This is a genomic window from Stenotrophomonas sp. C9D9 (assembly GCF_056491205.1).
The window spans coordinates 332,383-346,722 of the sequence record NZ_JBSZIF010000003.1 but is presented as its reverse complement, the minus strand read 5'-3'; the positions used below and the strand labels follow the sequence as shown (position 1 = coordinate 346,722).

The following is a 14,340-nucleotide window of genomic DNA, read 5'->3' as shown; positions in this document are numbered from 1 at the left end:
CAAAAAAGCCGCCCTAGGGCGGCTTTCTTACTTGTTCAAGTGATCGTTTTGTTGCCTTCTTCTTCTTGCTTCTCACGTACTAGTGCTGCATGCACAAAGCGATGCAGTTCAATTATCTGAACGGGTATCAGCATCGATCTGAGAAATGATAGAAAGAATAGGCCAACAACGCCGCAGACCAGCCAGTACGAGATCTCTGGTTGAGCATCACCGAGGGCGAGTATGGCTGCAACACCCAGCAAACTTGCAATGTGATTGATCAACGTAATCCACTGCGAGAAAAGAAGGTGATTACTCTTCTTGGTGAAACGTTCGATCTGGATGGAATTTAGGCTCTTGGCTGCTTCCACTTTTCCGGTAAACAGCATGGTGGTGATCATAAAGCCGGTCACGATAGTTAAGAGGGTGGTCGCCATTTTCCAACCATCGGCAGATGCACTACTCATGACTCCAAAGTGCTGCAGGAGGTGGCCTGCAAGGACGCCTAGGGCAAAAACGACACCATAGAAAATCGCATAGCGAATCCAGACACCTGGGGACGGCGCTGCCTCACTCGCAGCACTCTTGATGGTCCTGACCGCTGCAAGCAGATCATCGGGCAGAAACTTATCGAAGAGAGGCATAGCGAGACGCCCGTTCTGCATAGTCATTGGAGGAAGACACCCTTTGAGTCTATCAGCCGTGCCTTAACGTCAGCGGCGGTGGCAAGTTCATTGAGATATTTAACCATCTCCGTCTCAATTTCTGTGACTGCGGGTACGCCAGGGCGAACTTCCTGAATTTCTACCTGAACCTTCTCTCGGTAGCTGTCGAGATCCGCCAGCCCGGTCTTATCGTTGAAGGTGACAGAGATGCCGGATAGTCCCGTGCCGCCTTCGCTCTCGTCGACCCAATCCAGAACGGTGTCAACATCAAGTTCGCCGTTCTTTTCGGCTTCGACAGTTGCAGTGATCTGCTTGAACTTGTTCACCCCAGCGTTGGTGAACATCGATTCCAGGGTGGCGCCAAAGGAGGCCGGTTCGGGGTTGAAATCACCCTTTACGCGAGCGGTCACACTCTTCACCCCTCGATGAAGCTTGGCGAGCGTCTTGAAGTCACGGGCGGGTACATCCTCGGCGACAAGTCTCGGATAGTTCGCAACGGCATGCCGGGCGGATCAGTTCGCGGATGGCCGTCAGAACGAGATGAAGAGAGCCGTAAACACGGGCGTTCTCGATGATCAGGCTTTCGCCATACACCAGGCAGGCCACTCGATCCACGATCTCGACGGGATCGCCATCCTCTGTCTTGATCTGCTCTGCCGTGATATCTGCGCTCGCCGCGCCAAAGTCCTGCACTACTTGGTCCGGTGTCTTACCGGCCGTATAGATGAAGGCGTGGAACAAAAGGCTGTCGCCAGCCTTCTTGGAGGGCTCGAGAAAGACGCACGTCTTGCCGGGGTTCACCTTGGCAACCACTGGACAGTGCCTATCGCCGACAGTTTTTGCGGCATTTAGCGCCTTCCGCAAATGTTTGTGGACCTCGAGAGGAGCGATGGCGGGGTAACGGTCACCGTCGATGGCGACAAGCTTCTTGAGTTGAAGGCTTCTGAGGATGGTGCCCATTCCTTTCCTTGAAATGTCTTAGGGGCGCCGGGAACGCCTTAGCGCGCTGGCGGACCGATTGTAGCGGAGCTTGGCGATCCGTTCAGGGAAAGAGCTTGATGTCAATGCCCAACCCCAACCCCAACCCCAACGCAAAGGCCCGAAGGTGAAGGATGGCTTGGGGCAGAGCATACCGTTGGACTGAGATGCGTACGGTTTGTGCGATCCCGCGCCCCGCGCGCGCACTCGTCTCCCCGCCACGCCTGCGCACTTCATGGGGTGCTTTTTCTGCATGCCCTGCACAACCGGCCAAGCCCCGCCCGCTATGGCTGCACGGGGCGTTTATAGCCTTCGGTCGGCCCTGCGGAACCCTGCGCGGAACGGCCCTTTGTAGGCGCTCCCAGGGCGCCTGACGGCGTGGCTCAACGTCTGGCCGTTTCTCGATGTGCCCATCGGAACCGGGTAATCGGGTAACCCAAGCGGCGGCGAACGCCGATGGCCCTACTGCCGCAAGGCTTTTCGGGGTTACCTCAGGGGGTAATTCTGGGTAATTTCTAAAGCCAGGAAAGGTTATGTGATTGATTTGAAAGGACTATTTTTGGCCCGTTGGTTACCCTCTCGAAAGGTAACGTGGTTACTCAAAGGTTACCCTATTATTACCTTATGAAAAGTATTCTATCTATCTGAAATATAAGGAATTTGCGAGCAGTTCCCGAGGGTGGTTACCTGAATTACCCTTTTGCCGTGGGCACATCGAAAATTGCCTTATAAAGGGGGGGAGGGTCTACCCACACCCCCATGCTGCCGCTCTGCCGCCGCTTGTGCCCGGCGCATGCCGCCCCGGCGTCAGGCGACCTGCAGCAGCAGCTGCTGGGTGTTGTTGCGAGGGGTGTTCACTGCCCTGCTGACGCGATAGGCCTCCATTGCCGGCGTCTCGCTGGCTAGCAGCATCGCCATGGCATCGTCCGCGCTGGCGGCCATCCACTCATCGATCTGGCCGGCCTGCAACCAGACGGGCATGCGGTCGTGGATGTCTGCCGACACGCCGCTGCTGTCGCCGGTGATGATGGTGAAGGTGCCCAGGTTCCCCTCGGGCAGCAGGGGGCTGGCGTCCTCCCACAGGCCGGCGGCCAGCAGCGTCCCGGTTGCGTGGATGAACCACGGGTCTTTCTTGCCGTCCTCGGGGCTCACTGACCACTCGTAGTAGCCGGCCATGGGGATCACGCATCGGCGCTTCTTGAACGCCGACCGGAAGGCTGGCTTGGTGGCCACCGTCTCGATCCGGGCATTGATGGTCGAGCCCTGCAGGCCCTTGGCCTTCGCCCAGAACGGCAGCAGACCCCAGGCCAGCCGGGTGACCTGCCGACCTTCGCCACGGTCCAGGATGATCGAGGCGCGCTGCGTCGGCGCCAGGTTGTAGCTGGGCTGGATCTCAGCCAGGCCGGGGGCAAGGTCAGCCAGGCCGGGCTGGCCAAAGTCGACAACGGGGAGCTGGACGAATCGGCCACACATGGCCGAAGCGTAGTCCGCCCGGCCGTGCCCGGCGTGTGATCCCGAACGGTTCAGCCGGTGAACGATCCCTTGTCGCAGCCTTTGCGACCGCCGGCCGTATTCTTCCGGCCATGCAGTCCTCCCATGGCTTCCGCACCGCCCTGATCCCCTCTGGCTGGGTCCAGACGGACGAGCGGTGGGCGCTTTGGTACAACGGCCGGGAGACGGCCAGCGTTACCCCTGACGGTCGCCCCGGAGTGCGCCTGTGGATGGAAGGCCGGAAGATGTGGCACGTGAAGGAAGTACGCGCGGCCAACGTCCGGCAGGCGAAGCGCTACGCCGAGCGCTGGTGCGCCGCCAGGCTCTACCCCGACCTGCCTCTGTGTGAGGCCGTTGCCCGTCTGACCGACAGCACCCCGATCCAGCCGCCGCCACCGATGCCTGGGCTGCCGCCGACCCGCGAGCAGCAGCAACAGGCCCGCCGCTTGGCCGAGGCGGGGACGAGGGAGCTGGAGCGAGTTAAGGCAGCGCTTGATCCAATCCGTCCGCCGGCGGCGACGAAGCCAAGGGCGAGGGACCCGCAAAAGGCGCGAGTGACCGCAGCGCTGCGGGATCTACGGCGCGGGGTCTGATGCACCCTAGCCAGCGTGTAGACCAGGATTGAGGCGCGATCCGACGCTCGATGACCGGAAAAATGCCTCACGCTCACTATGCATGGCAGGCGTTTCACGACGCGGCGCCGGAAAAATTGAAGGCGCCATATCGTTGATTTCAAAGCGTAAACGTGATGCCTTTTAATCTTTTGGTCGAAGGTTCGAATCCTTCACGGCCCACCATTGCAGTGATGATCAAGGCGCCCATGGGGCGCCTTTTTTATTGCCCCTCGAAAGCACGTCTGCAATGCGCGGAAGTGCCGCAGCAACGACACGGTGCTGCAGGTGCCATAGGCTCCCGGGTACCTACCCGCTGGCAGCGTGCGCCATCAGGTCGGCAGTCGCGGGAAAGAGGCGCTTTGCGCGCGCTCCCATCACTGCTGGCGCCATGTCGTCTGCGTCAATCTTTGCGCCTAAATGGTAATGTTTAGGTAACTTTTGGTAATGAATGCGTGGCCCAAGCCGGCCGTTGCCGGCCGGTCAGGGCCGCCGTCAGCCGTAATGCGCGCGCAACAGCCCGGCGTCGTGGAAGGAAATACCCTCCCGGATGCACTCCTCCGCGCGCTCCATGTCCTTGTGCAACTGGATCAGTGCGTCGTCGGCAAGCTGCTCGATGTTGACCACACCGCAACAGGCCTGGTCGATCACATGCTGCATGGGCTCGCCCCAGCGCCGGCGTACGTTGCGGATCATGCGGCAATGCCACTCGCGCATGATCGCGTCCATGCGCCTCTCCCCGCGAACCACATGTGCGTCTCCCGCCACCACCCGCAGTGCAGGGGCCGGGGTGCGCTCGCCGCGCAGTTCCTGGGTCCTAGCGGCCAACCGCTGTGCGAGCTCCTCGAGTCGCGTGTGAGTCATCCTTTGCCTCCCTGATCCGTCTTGCCAGAAGCTTCGTCAGGTCGAGCACATTGTCCGGCGCAGAGGGCTGACCGAACTCGTCCACGACCATGAATGCGGTCTCCAGCAGCACGGGATCGTAGATCCATTCCGGTGGATCGCCGACCAGCTCCAGGTAGTGCGAAAGCACCTTGACCGCAGCGCTCATTTTCGCGAAATCCAGTCCCGTAGATTGAGACTGAAGCGACACGTCCCCGTCCTGATCGACGCGATCCAGCGTTCCATGCGGAAGCTGCATCACTGATTCAAGGTCGCGCGCAAGACGATGGCCGATGCTCTTCGGGTTGCTCTCGGAAATCCACTGGCTGACCTGGGGCTGCGCCCAGCGGGTGCCACCGAACAGGCGGGCCCATTCGGCCGGGCCGCCGGCGGCGGCCACGCGTAGGCGCATGTTGAGGGTGCGAGCGGTACTGGCGTCCATCTGTAGATGGTGCGCTGCATTACCAATCCAGCAAATGACCAAAACGGTATTGACTACTCATTACCTTGACGGTAATGTGTGGGCCATGAACCTCATCGACTACGCCATCTCCCAAGGGGGCTACGGCACCCCCAGCTGCCCCGTCATGCGCCGCCTGGCCCACCAGACCGGTTGCGCGCTGCGGACCCTCTACATGATCGCCCGCGGCCACAAGCTGCCCGGCGCGCGACTGTGCCGGCGCATCGAGCTGGCCACGGCAGGCGCCGTGCGCCGCGAAACCCTGCGCCCGGATGTGTTCGGTCCGGCCCCGTCGTCCCTCAAAGGAGAAGCCCCCCATGCAGCTTGATACGTTCGGTGAGTATGTCCGCAGCCGCCTGGAGCACTGGGGCGGCGAATATGCGCTGCATCGCGACTGCGAATACCTCGGCTTCCAGTCGCGCAACCTGCTGGCGGTGCTGATCGAGCATCGTGGTGACATGCCGGGGCGGGCCCAGGGCTACAAGCCTCTGGAAACCGATCAGCTGGCGCAGCAGATCGAAGACATCATCACGGCGGTCGCGCGTGACAACGTGGCGATGGCCTGTGCGCTGCGCGGCTACTACTGCGGCCGTGGCCGACGCAAGGTCGAACGATTCGAAACGGCGAATCTGCTGCTGGCCAACAGCGGGCAGCGACCGGTATCCAACCGGCATTACCTCAACCTGGTCGAACTTGGCTTCCAGCGCGTGCGCGGCTGGATGGAGGGTATCGCCCAGGCCGCATGAGCGGCGGATCCGATCTTTCGCCCGCCTCCCGACCGGAACAACCCTCGTGCCGAGCCGGCAGCGGGGCGGGCATCTCTTCGGGCCATGTCGATGCGACGCGGCCTGCATTCCTTCCAGGACCCATCATGAAAGAAGAAATCATCAGTACGGCCGGCGCGGCGGCCATCAAGTCGGCGCCGCCGGTCACCGTCGCCGGTGCGCTTGCAGCCGGCATCACCCTGGACCGCCTGGTCGTGGTCCTCACCATCATCTACCTGGCGGCGCAGATTGCCTATCTGGGTTGGCGCTGGCTGCGCGAATGGCGCCGCAGGGAGCGCGAATGAGCCGGCCCAGCAGTACATTGCCGGTGCGCAGCCTGGTCGCCGCGCTTGCGCTGAGTGCTGCGGGCCTGATCGCCATCGTTGACCGCGAGGGATACACCGACGCCGCAGTGGTACCGACGCGCAATGACCGTCCAACCTATGGCTTCGGCTCGACCGTTCGCGAGGATGGCACTCCGGTGAGAATGGGCGACCGCACCACGCCGGTACGTGCGCTGCATACCGTGCAGGCCCATCTGGCCAGGGAGGAAGGGCAGTTCCGCGCGTCGCTACCCGGCGTGGCGCTCAGCCAGGGCGAGTACGACGTCTATGTCGACTTCCTCTACCAGTACGGCATCGGCAACTGGCGCACGTCGTCGATGCGCCGGCATCTGCTGCAGGGTGAGTATCGCCAGGCCTGCGATGCGTTGCTGCTGTGGAAGCGGGCAGGGGGCTACGACTGTTCGGCCCGCATCGATGGTCGGCCCAACACCGTGTGCTGGGGGGTGTGGGAGCGCCAGCAGCAGCGCCATGCACGTTGCCTGTCGGAGCAGTGACCCATGCCGCGCATGCTGATGATGGTGGCGTCGCTGCTGCTGTGGTCGCTGCTGATGTTCGTGGCCGGCTGGCGTTGGCGCGGTGATCGCAGTGATCTGGCGATGGCGCGGGCCGATGCGGCACGTCACGCCGGCGCGGTGCAGTCCGAGCAACGGTTGCGCCGGGATCAGGAAGAACGGAGCGAGGCGATGGCCTCACTGGGGGAACAACATGAACATGATCGTGAGCGCGCGGCGGCGGTGGATGCCGACGTGGTGGCTGCCCTGCGTGCTGGCACTCTCCGCCTGCGCGACGACCTTGCCGCGTGCCACACCGGCCGTCTGTCCGAAGCCGCCGCCCGCACCGGCGAACGTGATGCGGGCGCCCAGTTACGAGCAGAGGTTGCGGCAGCGCTTGTTCGAATCGGACGCGATGCCGACGACCAGCTCCGCGCGTGCCAGGCCGTGATCGAGCTGGATCGCCGTTGAGGACACCGGTGCAGTTATGCTGGCCGTTCTCTCGAAAATGGAAGTTCGCATGCGCGTCGTTGTTTTGTCCGCCTTGGTCCTGCTGGCCACCGCCGGGCCATGTATTGCTGCTGTACCCGCCGCGCAGGCGACGTCGCCGGACCCGGTCACGGCGGCGGCACCGTTGGTGATCGGCGAGACCTTCACCATCGAGTCGAAGGCGATGGGCGAAACCCGCCGTATCAATGTCTATCGACCGCAGCCCTGGGGCCTGGATCCGAAGGCGCCGCTGCCGGTGCTGTATATGGCCGATGGCGGTATCGGCGAGGACTTCCTGCATGTGGCAGGGCTGGTGCAGGTGCTGACCGGCAACGGCAGCATGCGTCCGTTCCTGCTGGTCGGCATCGAGAACACCGAGCGCCGCCGCGACATGACCGGCCCCAGCAGCGACCCGCAGGACCAGAAGATCGCGCCGCGCATCGGTGGCTCGGCGGCCTACCGCAGCTTCCTGCGCGATGAACTGATGCCGCAGGTACGCCAGCGCTACCCGACCACCGACGAGCGCGCGCTGATCGGTGAGTCGCTGGCTGGCCTGTTCGTGGTCGAGACGTTGCTGCAGGAGCCGACGCTGTTCAACAGCTATATCGCGCTGGACCCCAGCCTGTGGTGGAACCGTGGCGCGATGCTGGCCGGGGCGGCCAAGCAGCTACCGGCGGTGACGCGTGCACAGCCGCACGTGTTCCTGGCCAGCAGCGGGCAGCCGGAACTGGCCGCCTCCACGGCACGACTGGCTGCGCTGCTGCAGCAGGCTTCGCCGTCGCCGCTGGTGAAGTACCTGCCGCTGCCGGAGGAAACCCACGCGACGATCTACCACCCGGCCGCATTGCAGGCGCTGCGCACCCTTTTTCCGGCGCCGCCGCCGGCCTCGCCCTGACCGCGCGTGGCGCGGCGCCGCGCGACGTGTGAGGATGCGGTAGCGACGCCACCCGGGTGCGTCGCCCGCAACGGGAGAGTGTGGATGCAGCGTGTGCGTGGATGGAGTGTGGCGGCCTGCCTGGCCGTGAGTGGTTGTGCGATGTCGGTGGCGCCACCAGCAACCCAGAAGGAAGCGAAGGAAAGCGCGGCCACCGCCGCGCCGGGCGTGGTGCTGCCGGATACCGAGGCGCTGCGCGTGCACGATCCGGTCGGCCGCGATTACCCGATCTGGGTGGCGTTGCCGGCCGACTACGCCGCACATCCGGAAAAGCACTATCCGGTGCTGTACGTGACCGATGCGCTGTACAGCTTCCCGCTGGTGCGCAGCGTGCGCAACATGGTCGGGCAGAAGGGCGTCAACATCGAGGATTTCATCCTGGTCGGGCTGCCGCCGCAGGAAGGCCTGACGTCCAAGCAGAGCCGCTCGCGGGATTACACGCCCAGCGACCCAGCGCGTACCGATCCGCGTGACTACAGCGATGACGTCAGTTACGGCGGTGCCGCACATTACCGCGACTTCCTCGCTGAGCGCGTGCTGCCGATGATCGATGCGCGCTACCGCACCGATCCGGCACGGCGTGCCTATGCCGGTCATTCCTATGGCGGCCTGTTCGGTGCCTACGTGCTGACCACGCGTCCGGACATGTTCCGTACCTACATCCTGTCCAGCCCGTCGCTGTGGTTCGACAACCACCTTGTGCCGCGCCTGCAGGCCGAGGCCAAGGCGCCCACGCAGTCGACCACGGTGATGCTGTCGATCGGCAGCTTTGAAACGGTCAAGCCGGAGCCGCGCTATTTCACCCGCAACGACATGCTGCGGCACAACGCCGAGTTCGCCGAGCAGCTGCGCGGCAGTGGCCGCTCGCTGACGGTGGACAACATGGTGATCGACGACGAGGACCACTTCACGGTGTACCCGGACATGATCACCCGCGCGCTGTTGAAGGTGTTCCCGGGCACGGGGCCGTACAGCAGCGGTTGATCGCAGGTTCAATCCACGCCATGCGTGGATGATTGCCTCAGGCCGCGCTGGCCTGCGGCGGCGGCATCAACGTGGCATCCGCTGCATGGCGGAAGCACAGGCGGATGGCATCGAGCAGTTCGCTCATGCTGTACGGTTTGGGCAGAAAGTGGATGCCGGCGCGCAGCTGCGGCAGCACGCGGTGCTGGTCCATGCCAGAGGTGACCAGGATCGGCAGCTGCGGCAGGTGCTCGCGCACGCGGTTGGCGGTTTCGATGCCGCTGATGCCGCCCAGGCAGACGTCGGTGAACAGCAGGTCGAACGGTTCACCGGCGTTGAGCAGGCCCAGCGCGGCCTCGGCGCTGCTGACAGCGGTGACCTGGCAGGCCTGGCTTTCCAGGGCGAGGCGACTGAGTTCCTGGGTTTCCTCGGCGTCCTCGATCAGCAGGACGCGTGGTTCCACAAAGCGCTTGGACAGCAACATGACGCGGCAACTCCGGACAACAGGGGGAGCAAAAGGCGCGCAAGTATGCGCAAGCCGGTAGTGAGCCCGGCGTGCACGGCAGGCTAAGTGGGCGTTACAGGCGTGTCTGGCGCCGACGTCGCACGTGCCAGGCCAGTACCGCGACCGCCAGCAGCGCGGTGCCGATGCGCAGGCTGGTGGCCTGCCAACCCAGTGCGACGGCGTCGTCGAGGCTGAACACGTTCCAGGCGAGGTTCATCGAAACATGCAGGACCAGGCCGCACCACAGGGTGTCGCCGTCGAAGTGGTCGAGCCAGGCGAAGATGAAGCCGCCCAGCGCGATCACCGCGCCAATGAACAGTGCGATGCCGCCGCCGTCGAACCCGCCGAAGCCGAGCCAATGCACCATGCCGAACAGCAGTGCCTGCGGCAGCGCGAGCAGCGGCCACGGACCGCGCACGATCTTCACCAGCAGCACGAAGCCCAGGCCACGGAACAGCACTTCCTCAGCCAGCGGGAACAGCACGGCCAGCATCGTGGCATCCAGCGCGGTCAGCGCCGTGTTCGGAGTACCGAGCAGCGCCAGTCCCAGCCAGCAGGGCAGGCTGGCCAGCAGCACCCACAACGGTCCGGCCCAGCCGTTGCCGCACAGCCCGAGGCTGGCCAACAGACCCATGCCACGGGGCCGCAGCAGCACGGCCAGCAGCAGTGCCACCAGCACGGCCAGTGCGTTGTCCAGCAGGCTGCCGCCGTAGGGCATGGGCAGGGCAGGAATCGGAGTCCCTGCGGCTGCGGCGATGTCGCGCAGGTTCAGGCCCAGGGCGACGCCGGACAGCACCAGCACCAGGCGCGCCGCAGTGGGCAGGCGGGACAGCACAGTCATGTACGTACTTCCTGCGGGGTGAGGCCGCAGTGTGCTGCGCGGCATGCAGGCGGGCACGCGCCGGAAGTCCCTGTGCCTTCGGTCATGCGTTGCCGCACAGTCATCACCACGCAGGTACAGTCGAGGCCAGACCGACAGGAGCGACGCCGATGCTGTGCCCCGTGTGCAAGACCCAGACCCTGCAGATGGCCGAACGCCACGGCATCGAGATTGACTACTGCCCGGGCTGCCGAGGCGTATGGCTGGATCGTGGCGAGCTGGACAAGATCATCGAACGTGCAGGTACGGCCGTGCCGCCGCCAGCGCCCGTGCAGGCTCAGCCAGCATCCGCGCCGCCACCGGTGATGCACCGTGATACCCGCCACCTCGGCCAGCGCTACGAGGACAACCGTGGCCACGGTTACAAGAAAAAGAAGAAGGACAGCTTCCTGTCGGAGCTGTTCGATTTCTAATTTGTAGCGTCGAGCATGGCTCGACGCTGCATGGATCGCATGATCACGCCCGGCGCAGGATGAACTCGCGGTCGTGGGTGTCGCCGACGATGAAGTCGTACTCGCCAGCCTTTTCGCAGCCATAGCGTGCATAGAAGCGCTGCGCACCGAAGTTCTCCTCCCACACGCCCACCCACAGGGTGCGGCGCTGCGGCTGGTCCAGCCAGGTCATGAACGCGTCCATCAGGCGCGCGCCGTGGCCGCCGTTCTGGTGCGCGGCCAGGATGTAGAACCGCTTCAGCTCGATATCGCCTTCGCGTGCATCCGCATGCGGCAGGGTGTTGGCACCGGCCGCCAGATAGCCGACCACGGTTTCATCGTCCATCAGCAGCCAGATGGCACTGCGTGGGTCGGACAGTTCGATGCGCTGCGGTTCGCGGCTGTAGTGCGCCTGCAGGAAATCATGCAGCTCCTGCGCCGGGTACGAGTCGCCCCAGGTTTCGTTGTAGGTGGTGATGGCGATCGCCGACAGGGCGTCGACATCGGCAAGGGTGGCGCGGCGGATCTGCAACGACATGGCGGGGCCTGCAATGGAGCGTGGCGCAGTGTAGCCGGCCCCGGCGACTGCCGGGGCTGGCCATTGCTCACGAACCGCTGCTCAGAACCACATGCGCACGCCGGCCACCCAGCGTGTGTCGCGCGCGTGGTCACCGGCGTAGTCGGCGGTGTCGCCAAACGTGCGTTCGTGGCTGATGCCGATGTACGGCGCGAAGCGGCGGCTGAACTCATAGCGCAGGCGCAGACCGGCCTCCACCTTGTTCAGTCCGCGACCAATGCCGTACTCCGGTTCATCCCTGGCCGCGACGGTGGCTTCCAGCAGCGGTTGCAGGATCAAACGGTTGGTCAGCAGCACGTCATACTCAACCTCGGCCTTGGCCAGCACCTGGCCACCGGAGCCCATGTACAACGTGGCCGAGCTTTCGAACTTGTACGGCGCCAGGCCCTGGATGCCGACCGCTGCCCAGGTGCGCGAGTCGGCCGGGCGGAAGTCCTGGCGCACGCCGACCAGCACGTCCCACCACGGCGACACGCTGCGGCCGTACAGCGCTTCCAGTGACGACGATTCGGTGCGGCCACGACTGCGTTCGCCATCGGTGCGCAGCCACAGGCGGTTGATGTTGCCGCCGATCCAACCGGTCGCCTCCCAGGCCTGGCCGTTGCTGCTCTTGCCATCCCAGTGTTCGAGGCGGTCGATCAGCAGCAGGCTGTTGATCTCCGGCGCATGCTCCATCGCACCGTGGGCGATGGGCGGGAAGGCAGCGGCACGGTCGGCATCGGTCGGTACCGGGATGGGTTCGCGCGGTTCGGTGGGCGCGGGCGTGCCGTGACCCATCGCCGCATGATCCATCCTGGAAGGGTCCATTGTGGTGTTGTCCATCGCCGCCGGTTGCATCGCGCCATGGTCCATCTTCGAGTGATCCATGGCTGAGTGGTCCATCGCGCCCGGATCCATCTTCGAATGATCGACCGGTGCGACCGGCGTCTTCGCGGTCTTCGCCGGCGGATCCATCGCGGTCATGTCATGACCTTCGTGCGACTGCGCGAACACCGGCAGCGCGGCGGCCAGGCCCAGCGCCAGCAGGCTGGCGGAAAGCAGTGAGCGGCTCATTCTTCGATCCTCACTTCGCGCATCATGCCCGCTTCCATGTGGTACAGCAGATGGCAGTGGTAGGCCCAGCGGCCGAGCGCATCGGCGCGCACGCGGTAGCTGCGGCGGGTGCCGGGTGGCATGTCGATGGTGTGCTTGCGCAGCTGGAACTCGCCCTGCGCGTTTTCCAGATCGCTCCACACGCCGTGCAGGTGGATCGGGTGCTGCATCATGGTGTCGTTGACCAGCACGATGCGCATGCGTTCGCCGTAGTTCAGCCGCAGCGGTTCGGCGCTGGCGAACGGAATGCCATCGAACGACCAGGAGAACTTCTCCATGTGGCCGGTCAGGTGCAGCTCGATCTCGCGGCTGGGTTCGCGGCCATCGGGATCCTCGAACAGGCTGCGCATCGCACCGTAGGTCAACACCTGGCGGCCGTTGTCGCGCAGGCCGATGCCGGGGTCGTCCAGCTTCGGTTCGGTGGCCGAACTCTGCATGTCCACCAGCGGGTTGTTGCGCTCGCTGGCCGGGTGCTTCGGCGCCTTGCTGGCGCCGCAGCCACCTTCCATTCCCTTCATCGCGGCCATGTCGTGGCCGCCGTGGCCACCGCCGCCCATGTCGTGCCCCGACATGCCGTGGCCCATGTCGGCCATGGTCAGCAGCACGCGGGGGTCGCGCTCGGGAATCGGCGCCTGCAGGCCATGACGTACGGCCAGTGTGCCGGCGGCGTAGCCGGTGCGGCCCATGTCCTGGCAGAAGATCGTGTAGGCATCCTGGCCGCTCGGTTCCACCAGCACGTCGTAGGTCTCGGCCGGGGCGATGCGGAACTCATCGATGCTCACCGGATGGATGTACTGGCCATCGGCGGCGACCACGGTCATCTTCAAACCAGGAATGCGCACGTCGAAGTAGGTCATCGACCCACCGTTGATGAAGCGCAGCAGCACCTTCTCGCCACTGCGGAACAGCCCGGTCCAGTTGCCCGCCGGGGCAGTGCCGTTCATCAGGTAGGTATAGGTGTTGGCGTTGACGTCGGACAGGTCGGTCGGCGTCATCCGCATCCGTCCCCACATGCCGCGGTCGGACAGCGCCGCCGACCAGCCGTCGCGCTTCACGTCGCGCAGGAAGTCCGGCAGCGTGCGCATGTAGTAGTTGTCGTACGCCGCCAGCTTCTTCATGCGGCGGAACAGCGCGCCCGGGTCCATGTCGGTCCAGTCGGACAGCATGATCACGTGCTCGCGGTCGTGCCGGTACGGCGCCGGCTCGGCGGGATCGATGATCAGCGCGCCGTACAGGCCGGCCTGCTCCTGGAACATCGAGTGGCTGTGGTACCAGTAGGTACCCGACTGCTTCAGCTCGAAGTGGTAGTGGTAGGTCTCACCGGGGCCGATGCCGTTGAAGCTCAGGCCCGGCACACCGTCCATGTTGGCCGGCAGCAGGATGCCGTGCCAGTGGATCGAGGTCGGGTGGCGTTCCAGCGTGTTGCGCACGAACAGGTCCACGGTCTGGCCCTCGCGCCAGCGCAGGATCGGTGCCGGCAGCGATCCATTGACGGTGATCGCCGGGCGGGTGCGGCCGGTGAAGTTGGCCAGCGATTCGCCGATGGCCAGTTCGATGCGGGTGTCGCTGAGCACGGCGGGGGCGCCGGCCAGGCGTGGGGCGGCCGTGGCGGCGGCGAGCGCGCGCTGCGGCACACCGACAGCGGCGATGCCGGCAACCACGCCGCCGGCGGCCAGGCCCTGTACGAACAGGCGGCGCGACGGCATGGGCACAGCGCCCGGACCGGGGGGAATGCGGGTATTCATGGTGGTGACTCCAGACACGTAAAGACGCCGGCAGGCGGCCGGCTACGGTGCGCAGGGCG

At 64.8% G+C, this 14,340-nt stretch carries 20 protein-coding genes; 9 read left to right on the top strand and 11 right to left on the bottom strand.

The features are described 5' to 3' along the window. Positions 1 to 35: 35 nt before the first annotated feature. The 4 genes from ACXI0D_RS03525 to ACXI0D_RS03510 all read right to left on the bottom strand — a co-directional run bounded on the left by ACXI0D_RS03525 (position 36) and on the right by ACXI0D_RS03510 (position 3,095). Positions 36 to 650, bottom strand: coding sequence for a hypothetical protein (locus ACXI0D_RS03525; protein ID WP_479642309.1), 615 nt, complete (start codon positions 648 to 650; stop codon positions 36 to 38). Further along, positions 647 to 1,063, bottom strand: a complete 417-nt coding sequence (locus ACXI0D_RS03520; RefSeq protein ID WP_479642308.1) for a hypothetical protein — start codon at positions 1,061 to 1,063, stop codon at positions 647 to 649. The genes ACXI0D_RS03525 and ACXI0D_RS03520 overlap by 4 nt, the downstream gene beginning before the upstream one ends. Before the next feature lie 31 nt (positions 1,064 to 1,094). Beyond that, positions 1,095 to 1,604, bottom strand: coding sequence for a hypothetical protein (locus ACXI0D_RS03515; RefSeq protein ID WP_479642307.1), 510 nt, complete (start codon positions 1,602 to 1,604; stop codon positions 1,095 to 1,097). 825 nt (positions 1,605 to 2,429) lie between these two features. Then, complete coding sequence (locus tag ACXI0D_RS03510; protein ID WP_119006656.1) at positions 2,430 to 3,095, bottom strand: SOS response-associated peptidase; 666 nt, start codon at positions 3,093 to 3,095, stop codon at positions 2,430 to 2,432. Between the two features lie 110 nt (positions 3,096 to 3,205). Here ACXI0D_RS03510 and ACXI0D_RS03505 point away from each other — a divergent pair, with 110 nt between their 5' ends. After that, a complete protein-coding gene (locus ACXI0D_RS03505) occupies positions 3,206 to 3,706 on the top strand; it encodes a hypothetical protein (RefSeq protein WP_119006655.1) in 501 nt (166 codons plus the stop codon). A 513-nt stretch (positions 3,707 to 4,219) separates the two neighbouring features. Here ACXI0D_RS03505 and ACXI0D_RS03500 read toward each other — a convergent pair. Next, positions 4,220 to 4,453, bottom strand: coding sequence for a hypothetical protein (locus ACXI0D_RS03500; protein ID WP_032958956.1), 234 nt, complete (start codon positions 4,451 to 4,453; stop codon positions 4,220 to 4,222). An 88-nt stretch (positions 4,454 to 4,541) separates the two neighbouring features. Then, complete coding sequence (locus ACXI0D_RS03495; RefSeq protein WP_014038213.1) at positions 4,542 to 5,048, bottom strand: hypothetical protein; 507 nt, start codon at positions 5,046 to 5,048, stop codon at positions 4,542 to 4,544. Between the two features lie 85 nt (positions 5,049 to 5,133). Between ACXI0D_RS03495 and ACXI0D_RS03490 the strand changes: the two genes are divergently transcribed. The 7 genes from ACXI0D_RS03490 (at position 5,134) to ACXI0D_RS03460 (ending at position 9,072) form a co-directional block, all read left to right on the top strand. Then, on the top strand, positions 5,134 to 5,394 hold the full coding sequence (locus ACXI0D_RS03490; protein ID WP_049443441.1) for a helix-turn-helix domain-containing protein: 261 nt from the start codon (positions 5,134 to 5,136) through the stop codon (positions 5,392 to 5,394). After that, positions 5,384 to 5,812 (top strand): hypothetical protein, encoded by a 429-nt coding sequence (locus ACXI0D_RS03485; protein WP_014038211.1) that lies wholly within the window; start codon positions 5,384 to 5,386, stop codon positions 5,810 to 5,812. The genes ACXI0D_RS03490 and ACXI0D_RS03485 overlap by 11 nt, the downstream gene beginning before the upstream one ends. A gap of 125 nt (positions 5,813 to 5,937) precedes the next feature. Beyond that, entirely contained in the window at positions 5,938 to 6,135 is a 198-nt protein-coding gene (locus ACXI0D_RS03480; RefSeq protein ID WP_014038210.1) for a hypothetical protein, read from the top strand. Beyond that, positions 6,132 to 6,668, top strand: coding sequence for a glycoside hydrolase family protein (locus ACXI0D_RS03475; protein ID WP_119006654.1), 537 nt, complete (start codon positions 6,132 to 6,134; stop codon positions 6,666 to 6,668). The genes ACXI0D_RS03480 and ACXI0D_RS03475 overlap by 4 nt, the downstream gene beginning before the upstream one ends. 3 nt (positions 6,669 to 6,671) lie before the next feature. Next, positions 6,672 to 7,136, top strand: a complete 465-nt coding sequence (locus tag ACXI0D_RS03470; protein WP_049443439.1) for a hypothetical protein — start codon at positions 6,672 to 6,674, stop codon at positions 7,134 to 7,136. A 49-nt stretch (positions 7,137 to 7,185) separates the two neighbouring features. Next, the gene (locus tag ACXI0D_RS03465) at positions 7,186 to 8,049 is read left to right on the top strand and encodes an alpha/beta hydrolase (protein ID WP_479642306.1); all 864 of its coding nucleotides are present in this window, start codon (positions 7,186 to 7,188) and stop codon (positions 8,047 to 8,049) included. Positions 8,050 to 8,133: 84 nt separating this feature from the next. Further along, positions 8,134 to 9,072: an alpha/beta hydrolase gene (locus ACXI0D_RS03460; RefSeq protein ID WP_119006652.1), complete on the top strand. Its 939-nt coding sequence runs from the start codon at positions 8,134 to 8,136 to the stop codon at positions 9,070 to 9,072. 37 nt (positions 9,073 to 9,109) lie between these two features. Here ACXI0D_RS03460 and ACXI0D_RS03455 read toward each other — a convergent pair whose 3' ends face one another. Together ACXI0D_RS03455 and ACXI0D_RS03450 are read right to left on the bottom strand one after the other, a co-directional pair. Then, on the bottom strand, positions 9,110 to 9,535 hold the full coding sequence (locus ACXI0D_RS03455; protein WP_006385818.1) for a response regulator: 426 nt from the start codon (positions 9,533 to 9,535) through the stop codon (positions 9,110 to 9,112). Positions 9,536 to 9,629: 94 nt separating this feature from the next. Further along, positions 9,630 to 10,397 (bottom strand): CPBP family glutamic-type intramembrane protease, encoded by a 768-nt coding sequence (locus tag ACXI0D_RS03450; protein ID WP_119006651.1) that lies wholly within the window; start codon positions 10,395 to 10,397, stop codon positions 9,630 to 9,632. 149 nt (positions 10,398 to 10,546) lie between these two features. Between ACXI0D_RS03450 and ACXI0D_RS03445 the strand changes: the two genes are divergently transcribed. Further along, positions 10,547 to 10,849, top strand: a complete 303-nt coding sequence (locus tag ACXI0D_RS03445; protein WP_119006650.1) for a TFIIB-type zinc ribbon-containing protein — start codon at positions 10,547 to 10,549, stop codon at positions 10,847 to 10,849. A gap of 43 nt (positions 10,850 to 10,892) precedes the next feature. Here the strand turns inward: ACXI0D_RS03445 and ACXI0D_RS03440 are convergent, their stop codons facing one another. The 3 genes from ACXI0D_RS03440 to ACXI0D_RS03430 form a co-directional block, all read right to left on the bottom strand. Further along, a complete protein-coding gene (locus ACXI0D_RS03440; protein ID WP_101765950.1) occupies positions 10,893 to 11,405 on the bottom strand; it encodes a GNAT family N-acetyltransferase in 513 nt (170 codons plus the stop codon). 81 nt (positions 11,406 to 11,486) lie between these two features. Further along, positions 11,487 to 12,497 carry a copper resistance protein B gene (locus ACXI0D_RS03435; RefSeq protein ID WP_119006649.1) on the bottom strand — a complete coding sequence of 337 codons (1,011 nt, stop codon included), beginning with the start codon at positions 12,495 to 12,497 and terminating at the stop codon, positions 11,487 to 11,489. After that, entirely contained in the window at positions 12,494 to 14,281 is a 1,788-nt protein-coding gene (locus tag ACXI0D_RS03430; RefSeq protein WP_479642305.1) for a copper resistance system multicopper oxidase, read from the bottom strand. The genes ACXI0D_RS03435 and ACXI0D_RS03430 overlap by 4 nt, the downstream gene beginning before the upstream one ends. Between the last annotated feature and the right edge of the window lie 59 nt (positions 14,282 to 14,340).

What these genes read in the sequence shown, in the direction of transcription:
- ACXI0D_RS03525 (WP_479642309.1), bottom strand. Translation starts at nt 650, where the DNA reads ATGACTATGCAGAACGGGCGTCTCGCTATGCCTCTCTTCGATAAGTTT.
- ACXI0D_RS03515 (WP_479642307.1), bottom strand. Translation starts at nt 1,604, where the DNA reads ATGGGCACCATCCTCAGAAGCCTTCAACTCAAGAAGCTTGTCGCCATC.
- ACXI0D_RS03510 (WP_119006656.1), bottom strand. Translation starts at nt 3,095, where the DNA reads ATGTGTGGCCGATTCGTCCAGCTCCCCGTTGTCGACTTTGGCCAGCCC.
- ACXI0D_RS03505 (WP_119006655.1), top strand. Translation starts at nt 3,206, where the DNA reads ATGCAGTCCTCCCATGGCTTCCGCACCGCCCTGATCCCCTCTGGCTGG.
- ACXI0D_RS03500 (WP_032958956.1), bottom strand. Translation starts at nt 4,453, where the DNA reads ATGGACGCGATCATGCGCGAGTGGCATTGCCGCATGATCCGCAACGTA.
- ACXI0D_RS03495 (WP_014038213.1), bottom strand. Translation starts at nt 5,048, where the DNA reads ATGGACGCCAGTACCGCTCGCACCCTCAACATGCGCCTACGCGTGGCC.
- ACXI0D_RS03490 (WP_049443441.1), top strand. Translation starts at nt 5,134, where the DNA reads ATGAACCTCATCGACTACGCCATCTCCCAAGGGGGCTACGGCACCCCC.
- ACXI0D_RS03485 (WP_014038211.1), top strand. Translation starts at nt 5,384, where the DNA reads ATGCAGCTTGATACGTTCGGTGAGTATGTCCGCAGCCGCCTGGAGCAC.
- ACXI0D_RS03480 (WP_014038210.1), top strand. Translation starts at nt 5,938, where the DNA reads ATGAAAGAAGAAATCATCAGTACGGCCGGCGCGGCGGCCATCAAGTCG.
- ACXI0D_RS03475 (WP_119006654.1), top strand. Translation starts at nt 6,132, where the DNA reads ATGAGCCGGCCCAGCAGTACATTGCCGGTGCGCAGCCTGGTCGCCGCG.
- ACXI0D_RS03470 (WP_049443439.1), top strand. Translation starts at nt 6,672, where the DNA reads ATGCCGCGCATGCTGATGATGGTGGCGTCGCTGCTGCTGTGGTCGCTG.
- ACXI0D_RS03465 (WP_479642306.1), top strand. Translation starts at nt 7,186, where the DNA reads ATGCGCGTCGTTGTTTTGTCCGCCTTGGTCCTGCTGGCCACCGCCGGG.
- ACXI0D_RS03460 (WP_119006652.1), top strand. Translation starts at nt 8,134, where the DNA reads ATGCAGCGTGTGCGTGGATGGAGTGTGGCGGCCTGCCTGGCCGTGAGT.
- ACXI0D_RS03455 (WP_006385818.1), bottom strand. Translation starts at nt 9,535, where the DNA reads ATGTTGCTGTCCAAGCGCTTTGTGGAACCACGCGTCCTGCTGATCGAG.
- ACXI0D_RS03450 (WP_119006651.1), bottom strand. Translation starts at nt 10,397, where the DNA reads ATGACTGTGCTGTCCCGCCTGCCCACTGCGGCGCGCCTGGTGCTGGTG.
- ACXI0D_RS03445 (WP_119006650.1), top strand. Translation starts at nt 10,547, where the DNA reads ATGCTGTGCCCCGTGTGCAAGACCCAGACCCTGCAGATGGCCGAACGC.
- ACXI0D_RS03440 (WP_101765950.1), bottom strand. Translation starts at nt 11,405, where the DNA reads ATGTCGTTGCAGATCCGCCGCGCCACCCTTGCCGATGTCGACGCCCTG.
- ACXI0D_RS03435 (WP_119006649.1), bottom strand. Translation starts at nt 12,497, where the DNA reads ATGAGCCGCTCACTGCTTTCCGCCAGCCTGCTGGCGCTGGGCCTGGCC.
- ACXI0D_RS03430 (WP_479642305.1), bottom strand. Translation starts at nt 14,281, where the DNA reads ATGAATACCCGCATTCCCCCCGGTCCGGGCGCTGTGCCCATGCCGTCG.